A 9151-nucleotide genomic window follows, 5' to 3' on the forward strand; every position below is an offset into this window, starting at 1 on the left:
AAACCGCACGACGCTGCCACTACCGTCGCCGCTGCGGTGGAGGTTACGAACTTCCGGCACCAGGCGCCACAGCAGCCGAATAGACTCAAGAAGGCGCCTCTGAACAGCAGAGATAGCGAACTGCAACTGGAGTACTACTGAGTTTTTCGTTAGTTCTGTGGGTGCAGGAGCTTCGGTGGTGTGAGCATGTTGGTGTGTCTTCCAAGCCGCAGGATGCTGTTGCTGATGTCTCCGTTCTGCCGTTGACGCGGCCGCAGTTGGCCGAGGCCCGTCGCATGCGCGCGGCCGAGTTGTTCGAGCAGAGACGTCCTTCATCCGAGGTTGCCCGGGCAGTGGGGATGCATCCCGAGAGTGTGCGCCGGTGGAAACGCCTGTGGGAGCAGGGCGGGGTTCAGGCATTGCGGCGGCGCCCGGCCACCGGTCGGCCGCCCAAGCTGGATGACACCCAGGTCGAAGCGGTTCGGACTGCGCTGGAGCAGGGCGCCCGGGCGCACGGGTTCGAGGCGGATCTGTGGACGCTGGAACGGGTCGGCGTGGTGGTTGAGCGGGTGACCGGGGTGAGGCTGGCCCGGGCCTCGGTATGGCGCCTGCTGACCGGGCGGCTGGGGTGGAGTCTGCAGCGGCCCAGGCGCCAGGCCGTCGAGCGGGACGAGTCCGAGATCGCCCGATGGGTCGCCCAGGAGTGGCCGCGCATCAAAAAGGGGCGGTGAAGAAACGTGCCTGGATCGTGTTCCTCGACGAATCAGGCGTATCGCTGCTGCCCGAGGTGCGTCGCACCTATGCACCCCGCGGCTGCACCCCTACTCTGCGGCACCGGCTGAACTGGAAACGAGCCGGGATGGCCGCCGCGCTGGGCTACCACGCCGCCGACCCCGAACGCGGCCCGCGGCTGTGTTTCCATCTCAAGCCGGGCAGCTACGACACCACTTCCCTGATCGAGGTGCTGGAACAGATCAAGACCTTCTACGCCGGTGAGTCGGTGGTGTTGGTATGGGACGGGCTGTCCGCCCACTGGAGCCGGGGCATGCGGGCCTGGGTGGCCGAGCAGGACTGGCTCACCCTCGAGCGGCTGCCGGCCTATGCACCCGAACTCAACCCGGTCGAACTGCTGTGGTCGGCCATCAAGACCCGCGAGCTGGCCAACCTCGCCGGCGACCACCTCGCCGACGTCGCCGACGCAGCCGAACGCGGCATCCACCGAGTCTGCTCCAACGAACAACTCCCGTGGTCCTTCCTCACCCACACCGGCCTGACTATTCATCCCCAAATACCACAGAACTAACGAAAAACTCAGTAGGGTCCGTCTTCAAAGATCATCCGGGTGGTGAATCATGGTGCTGTGGTACGTCGTCATGAACTCACCGACCAGGAGTGGGAGTTACTCGCTCCGCTGATACCGCGGGCCGCGACGGGCCGGCCTCGCGTGGAGGATCGCCAGGTCATCAACGGGATGGTCTACAAGATCCGCACCGGGATTTCCTGGCGTGACCTGCCGGAACGCTACGGGGCGTGGAAGACCGTGTACACCCGCTTCCGTCGCTACGCCCTGGACGGGGTGTTCACCCGGGCCCTGCAGCAGATCCAGGCCCAGGCCGACGTAACCGGCGACATCGACTGGCTGGTCCAGATCGACTCCACCATCGTCCGCGCCCACCAGCACGCCGCCGCCACCGGCCGAAAAGGGGGCGGCACCGGCCGGACGAACCGGACGATCACGCCCTCGGCTGATCCCGAGGAGGACTGACCACCAAAATCCACCTCGCCTGCGACGGCAAGGGCCGCCCGCTCGCGATCCTGGTGACGCCCGGCCAACGCCACGACAGCGTCTGCGCACGCCCTCGCCGTAGTTGTCTGATCACAGATGGTGAGGCATGGGAACAGAGCAAGAGGCACTGCCCGCTGTGGGGAGCACGGTGGCGCTGTTCTCCTATGTTTCTGCGGTTGCGCCGGCCAGGGAGTCGAGGAGCTCTCCGAAGGTGATCTTCTCGCCGTCGTAGTTGAAGGTCATGGCGGCGGCGAGTGCTTCCCACCGGTCGGTGCTGCGCCCGCAGTGGTCCAGCAGGATCTTCAGGGCGATTTCGGGTTCGTGGCGGGTGAGGATTTCGTCGGCGGGGATCTGGCGCAGGTGCTCCAGGGTGCGGTAGCAGGATTTCACGACGGCGCGGTAGACGTCCCGGCGTGACCAGAGCCCTTCGGATTCGGGGGCGTCGAGCCAGGACTGCAGCACGGCGGCCGGGTCGGGGTGGCGGTCGAGTTCGTCGTCGGTGAGCAGCCGCAGCACGGCTTTGTTGGTGTCGGCCGGGGCGAGGGCGGCCGCGGCGGTGTGCAGCCAGTCGGGGATGTCGTTCTGGTGGCCGAGCCAGGCGAGTTCGAGAGGGTGCAGCCCGGGGAGGGTGTCGGTGACGGCGGCAGGTGGGGTGTGCGGGTTGCCGGCGAGTGCGGTCAGCGCGGCGACGCGCCGGTGCTGGTAGTTGTGCTCCAGGAGACGGACCGGACTGAGCAGGTCGGTGTCGGCGGTGATGCAGGACAGGCGGAGGCTGGGTGGGGTGGAGACGACGGCGGGTTGTTCCAGCGTGGCCAGCAGCGCGCAGGCCTTGGCCAGGTGCGTGGGGTTGGTGCTGAGCAGGGCCAGGTCCTCGGCGATCGCAACGGCCCGGTGCCTGTGGTCGTCGTTGCGCGGTGGGGTGAGCAGGCGCCCGCGGCGGACGCATTCGTCGGCGGCCGCCTGCAGCTGGGTGGTTGCGATGTCGGTGAGGCGGGGGTTGTAACGGACCCGGTTGGCGATGTGGTGGAGCCGGTGACGGGCGTTCACGCCCGGCTCGGGCAGGCCGGCCATCTCCGGCAGGCACAGGGCGGGCAGGCATGCCCGCAGCAGGGCGGTGTCGAGAGCAGGCTCCGGCTCGGGCTGTTCGGCCGGGTCGTCGTCCGTGTCTGCGGTGAGGGAGGAGCTGCTGGACGCCAGCATGCGGCTGCGGCGTGCCTCCACCTCGGCCTGGTCCAGCAGGAGGTGCTGGACGGCGGTGCCGAGGGTGGGGTGTGCGACCAGGTCGTGCCAGCGGTCGGGGCAGGTTGCGAGGATGCGCCAGGGAGCGCCTTCGCCGAACGCGTGGGGCAGGCCACGGTCGACACGTTGCGCGAACTGCCATTCCTCGTGCTGCGGGTCCTTCAGTAGCCCGGCGAGCGGGGTGAGGGCGTGCTCCAGGACCGCGTCGAAAAGCGCCGGAGGGATGGGAGGGACCGGTTCGGCGTCCGGCCGGTACAGGTGGCGGCCTGGGTCCCAGTCGGTGACGACGTCCTCGAGGTCGGTGTCGTGCATGCCGGACAGCAGGCCGATCGCGGCGTCGACCTGGTCGGGGTGGCGGGCCAGGCCGATGACCAGGCCCGGCGTCGGGCGGTGGGTGCGCAGAATCGCCGGCAGGTCGCCGGCCACAACGACGCCCTGGCCGGCGAGTTCGGCGAGCTGCTTGTCGTCGGCCTGCTGAAGGAGCTGGCGGCGCAGTCCGGGGCGGGTGACGCGGGCGAGCAAGACGGGCAGAGCGTCCGCGAGGGCCTTGGCACGGCGCTCCTCGCCGCGGCTGTCGACGCCGTAGGGGGTGAGGGAGGTCGAGCACAGCGCCTCGACCACCGTGGGGAGCGCCTCGTCCGGCAGTGCCTCGTTCACGGCGAGCTGCTGCCACAGCCAGTACGTCCCGGCGTTCACCATGCTCTTCGGCCCTCCCACGCTGCACGACCCTGTGTGGCCGTCTGGTCACTGCATAGGTGGGAGTGACGCTACGCGGTAACGGCCGCCCACCGGCCCCGAACGGTGAATTGCGCCGTCAGATCGCTCAGTGGTGTAGGGGAAGCGACCCGGCCGGTCCGCTGCGCGAGACCAGCCGGGCCGGCCATCAGACGAGGCCGAGCACGACCAGCGTTGTGAGCCCGAGCGTCATGGAAGCAGCGAAGTCAGTAACAGGCGACCACTGTGTGGTCGGCATCAAGGACCCCGCGCAAATTGTATTTATTTGCCGGAAATGCGCCGAACAACATGCGGCACAAGCGTTTTGTTTGCCATAGGACAACTTGCGAATGCATAAAAATCACATCAATTTGCGGTACCGAAGTAGGCCAAACCGATGCAAAGCTAACGATCTACAGAAGAAGCGATCTGCCCAAAAAGCGGTCAGCGGTTACCAGGAAGCGCCCGACTCCCGGTCAATGCTTTCCGTTTCGGTCGTTCAAGAAAGGGCGCGTAAGGTTCGGATAGCGCCGGTATGTGCTGCAATTATCCAGTTTACTGAGTTAACAAGGTTGGAAGCAGCCAGAAGAGGTATGGCTGATTCCGTGCCGCATGGGAAGAAAGTTTCCGGGCATAGCACGCTGACTTGTGTGCTTCTCGTGACAGGTTGTGAGGCCTCGGTGACCGTTGGGGTCGTCGGGTCTGACTTCCTGTGGGGGGAATGCATGTATCCACGTGCCTTCGGCACGTCTGTCGGACGTGGTCGCAAATCATTGCGCTATGGGCTTGTTGCCGGACTGGCCACGCTGGCGCTGATCGCTCCGACATCGTCGGCATCTGCCGCGCCGACACCCGACGATCCGGGCCCGACCTCGGCGTGGGGTAAGAAGACCGACTTCCAGGTTCCGCCGGTCAAGGTCGGTACGAACAAACCGGTACCCGGGGAGGCCGAGCTCGAGCCGACAACGGAACAGGCCGCGTGGCGGGCGGAACAGAAGCAGCGCGCCCGCACCGGTGAGACCAACAACCCGTCCAAGGCGCCGTCGGCCTCAGCGCAGACCCAAGCGGCGGCGACGGTGTACGTCCCGGAGGACCAGGGCGCGGTGCCCTGGCACAAATTCAGCGAGTTCCGGATCACCGACTCGCTAGTAGCGAGACTCAACCTCTCCACCGGCAACCTGATGCTTGCCGCCACCGACTTCGAGATAGCCGGCGTGGGGCAGAAACTGCGTCTGGCGCGGACCTACAACTCCTTCGACGCACCGTGGGGCAAGGTGTCCCAGCGGTGGTGGCAGGAGTACGAGCGATACCTGCACCTCTTCACCAACGAGGTCGTTCTCTACGACGCCACCGGCGCCACCGTCCGATTCACCAAGAACGCCGACGGCACCTTCACCACGCCCAAGGGCTACTCGAAGGACCTGAAGAAGAACGCCGACGGCACCTACACCCTGACCGACCGCAAGTCCGGCTCGAAGGACACCTACGACGAGCACGGCACGCTCACCAAGGTGACGGACAAGAACAAGGGCGCCATCACCGTCGACCAGCACGACGAGGGTGCCGAGCACAAGGGCTTCAAGCTCACCGAGACACGCTCCGGGCGCTGGATCGACCTGGTCAAAACCGACGCGAGTCAATGGCAGGCCAAGGACCACACCGGCCGCACCGGCGTCTTCGACCTCAACGCAGCCGGCGACCTGGTGAAGACCACGGACACCGAGGGCAAGGCGACCCTCTTCGGCTACGACTCCTCCCAGCGGCTGACGAAGATCACGACACCCGAGGGACGCGTCACGGTCTTCACCTACGACGACCACAACCGTGTGCGGTCCATGCTGAGGGCCACCGACTTCAACGGCTCCGGCCACACCGGCCCCACCCACACCTACGCGTACTCCGACAGCGATCCCTCCGCAGCCGGGATCACGACGGTCACCGACCCCGAGCAGCACGCCACCAAGTACGAGCACAACGCCGACGGCGGCGTCACCAAGGTCACCGACGCTCTCGGTCATTCGCGCAAGCAGACCTTCGACCCCAATCACAACATCGACACCGCCGAGGACGCCATGGGCGTGGGCGGCGCGGCCGGGAACGTCACCGACTACGGCTGGGACTCCCGCAACAACCCCACCTCTGCCGAGCTGCCCACCGGGGCCACCGCATCAATGACCGGGTACCAGACGATCTCCGGGGCAGACCTGCCCGGTTCGCTCACCAGTGCCGACGGCGAGAAGACCGACTACACCTATGACACCGCGGGCAACACCAAGTCCGTCGCTGTCACAGGCACCGGCGGAGGCAAGCGGACCTTCGACTACAACCCCGCCACACCGACCTGCGGCGGTTTCGAAGGCCAGATCTGCAAGGCCACCACAACCATGACGGCAACCAAGTCCGTCTCGACGTCCTTCACTTACGACGCCAAGGGCAACCTGTCCAAGGTCACCCCGCCCGCCCCGCTCGGCACCACCACATACACCTACGACGCACAGGGCCGCCCGGAGACGGTCACCGACGGGCGTGGCATCAAGACGGTGTACCAGTATGACAACCGCGACCGCGTCATCCTGGTGTCTTCCACCAATGCCACCGTGCGCTACCACTACGACGGCGACGGCAACCTCAGGCAGCGCGATGACAGCACCGGCGTGACGGCCTACCAGTTCGACCCGCTCTCCCGGGAGACGATCCGCACACTGCAGAACGGCTCGCAGACCATCCTCACCTACACCCCTGCCGGCAACGTCGACACCTACGAGGACCCGGCCGGTCTCACGGACTACACCTGGGACGAAGCCAACAGGCTCGTGGAGCTCAAGGACCCAACCGGCAAGACCACCACCTACAAGTACAACGCCAACGACTTCCGGACCCTGACGACCTATCCCGGCGGCACCGTCCAGGAGATCACCCCTGACGCGTCCAGCCGACCGGAGAAGATCAAGGCGACCTCGCCCAAGGGCACCCTGGTCGACCTCACCTACTCCTACTCCAACGCCGGTACGGACGCCACCAAAATCCGCACCCGTACCGACGCCGTCACCGGGCTCAAGACCACCTACACCTACGACAGCGCCGGCCGCTTCTCCTACGCCAAGGAGGAAAAGGGCACCACCCTCAACTCCTCCTGGCAGTACTGCTACGACCAGGCCGGCAACCTCACCAGCCAGGGCGTCGACCCCGGCTGCCCCCGCGGCACCACCTACACCATCAACGACGCCCAGCAGATCACCGCCAAGAACGGCTCCACCACCAACTGGTCCTACGACAAGATCGGCAACGAAACCGCCGGCGCCTCCACACCCGAGGGCACCCGCACCGGCGAGACCTGGTCCGACTACAGCCAGATGACATCGCTCACCGTCGCCGGCAAGACCTACACCGGCCAGTACGGCTCCACCGACCAGAGCGAGCGCATCAAGCTCGGCGACACCTTCTTCCACAACGGCCCCCTCGGCCTGTCGGCCAAGACCACGGCCGGAGTCGACATGGGATTCAACCGGGAACCCGGGGGCACCTTGAACTCCATGACGACCGGGGGCAAGTCGTACTACTACCTCACCGACGCGATCGGATCCGTCGTCGCGCTCGCCGACGAGACCGGCACCAAGGTGAACAGCTACGCCTACAGCCCCCGAGGCGTCGAGCGTGCCACCACCACCGAGAAGATCTCCCAGCCCTACCGGTTCGCCGGCGGCTTCCAGGACCCGACCGGCCTGTACCACTTTTCGGCCCGCTACTACGACCCCAACATCGGCCGCTTCACCAGCCCCGACCCCTCCGGCCAGGAGAAGAACCCCTACCTCTACGCCGAAGGCGACCCCGTCAACCGCATCGACCCCGACGGAACGCTGTCGTTCGGGCCAGCTCTGGACGCACTCTCACTCGGCAACGATGCAGCAACCGTGGGCAAGGCATGGAACGCAGCCCTAGACGGCGACTTCGGCAGGGCCGCCGGCATCACCTTCGGTCTGGCCTTCGGCAAAGCGGTTGAGGGAACCTGCATCGGCGTAGCCGGGGCTCTCACGGGAGGTACCGGAGCAGCGGTTGCCGCTGTCCCTTGCATGGTGGCCGGCGAGTATGCCGGCTCTTTCGCCGAAGAACAAACTGTTGAAGCCTGGTCATAGTCAGCCCGGCACGGGGCGGCGTCACCCAACGCCGCCCCGTTTACATCGAGGAGAACTCGTGATTCCAATCGCCTCAGAAGGTAAAGGGTGGTGGATTCCCGAAGGGTGGGGACCACTCATCTTTATCGCCGCCGTCGCGTGCGTGTTCGGAATTATCCTCTACTATCGAAAACAACAGAAGTGAGGCGTATCCGACGGCGAGTCGCTGCAATGCTTTTCGTGGCAGGGTGCGTCACAGGAGCAGGCATGGTGATCGCCCATATGCCTAGATATCTCGCTGTCATCTTCTCAAGCCTGCTGTTTCTGGGTTCTTTCCTTGCCCTCCGACAGACGAGCCGAATACGTAACTTGACTTCGCTCGCTGACACCCGGAAGTGCGCCGGCGTCAGAGCGGCCTCAGCGGGCCGCTCAACGGTGTGCCGGCGTCCCTAAAGTCGCCAACTGCCTGTGATCACGTTGGCCCGTTCGGTCATTGTCTGGATCAGTAAAGCCCTTCGCGGGATCGTGGATCGGAGACGGACGGCCGCCGCTGTGTCAATTGAAGGAGGTGGCACTGATCCTGAGCTGACGGTCATGTGCCACCTCAGGGCGGCCGGGTCGCTGTGAAGGTGTGGAGGTTGTGTATCAGTGCTGCATTTTGTGAATTCTGCAGGAAAGGATCTTGGGTATCTGGCTGCTGAGAGATTCTTGTATTCATGGGGGCAATGCTTGTCGTGGCAGTCATGGTTGCTGTCGCGCGTTGGTGCCAGAAGTGAGGCATGTGAATGAGAAATGAATCAAAGCCAATCCTGCGTATTCTGGCTTACTACCTCATTGGACTCGCGACGGTCATGGCTATATCGGTCATCGTCATGCTTGTGATGGGAGCCAGGCTCACAGGTATTCACGTGGCACCGTTGGTCGCGGCGGGTTTCGGTTTGCTATTGCTCCGCCATGCCAAGAGGCCCAGTTGAGTTTCAGTCAGTGGCCGCTTCGGGGTCGTTGTCAGCCCTCGCGTACGCGGCGCCCGCGCTGTGGACGGGGCCTCTTCGGGGAACGCGTCCTGCGCTAGACCCGCAGCGCCACACGACTCACACCCTCGCACGAAACCGCCAGCTCCGTGGTCGCGGACCTGATCACGCCCTTCGGCAGCAACGTCGGCTGTGGACTCGGTGCTGGCCTTCATCTCGCCAACCGGCCCATCTTTTGGCGGGGCCGGGCAGCCAGCCTAACGAGCTCGTGCATGGTTGGCGTTGGCACGTCGAGGGCCATGATCGTTGATCATGGTCAATGTGGTGGGGAACCGGGCACGTGCAGCGAT

General features: G+C 65.4%; 4 protein-coding genes and 1 pseudogene. 4 read left to right on the forward strand and 1 reads right to left on the reverse strand.

Translation table 11 applies throughout. The annotated features are described in order from the left end of the window. Positions 1-194: 194 nt before the first annotated feature. From ABTZ58_RS39335 to ABTZ58_RS39345, 3 genes and pseudogenes are all read left to right on the forward strand, one after another. The gene (locus ABTZ58_RS39335; RefSeq protein ID WP_351368087.1) at positions 195-710 is read left to right on the forward strand and encodes a winged helix-turn-helix domain-containing protein; all 516 of its coding nucleotides are present in this window, start codon (positions 195-197) and stop codon (positions 708-710) included. Further along, positions 707-1282, forward strand: a complete 576-nt coding sequence (locus ABTZ58_RS39340) for a transposase (protein WP_351368090.1) — start codon at positions 707-709, stop codon at positions 1280-1282. The genes ABTZ58_RS39335 and ABTZ58_RS39340 overlap by 4 nt, the downstream gene beginning before the upstream one ends. Positions 1283-1339: 57 nt before the next feature. Then, positions 1340-1824: pseudogene (locus ABTZ58_RS39345) on the forward strand (IS5 family transposase); the annotation flags it as partial. 103 nt (positions 1825-1927) lie between these two features. Here the strand turns inward: ABTZ58_RS39345 and ABTZ58_RS39350 are convergent. After that, entirely contained in the window at positions 1928-3703 is a 1776-nt protein-coding gene (locus ABTZ58_RS39350) for a hypothetical protein (protein WP_351368096.1), read from the reverse strand. Positions 3704-4443: 740 nt separating this feature from the next. On the opposite strand from ABTZ58_RS39350, the gene ABTZ58_RS39355 reads away from it, so the two are divergent. Then, positions 4444-7851, forward strand: a complete 3408-nt coding sequence (locus tag ABTZ58_RS39355) for an RHS repeat-associated core domain-containing protein (RefSeq protein WP_502996216.1) — start codon at positions 4444-4446, stop codon at positions 7849-7851. The last annotated feature ends 1300 nt before the right edge of the window (positions 7852-9151 follow it).

Source organism: Streptomyces sp. NPDC094143 (genome assembly GCF_040303825.1).
GTDB lineage: Bacteria > Actinomycetota > Actinomycetes > Streptomycetales > Streptomycetaceae > Streptomyces.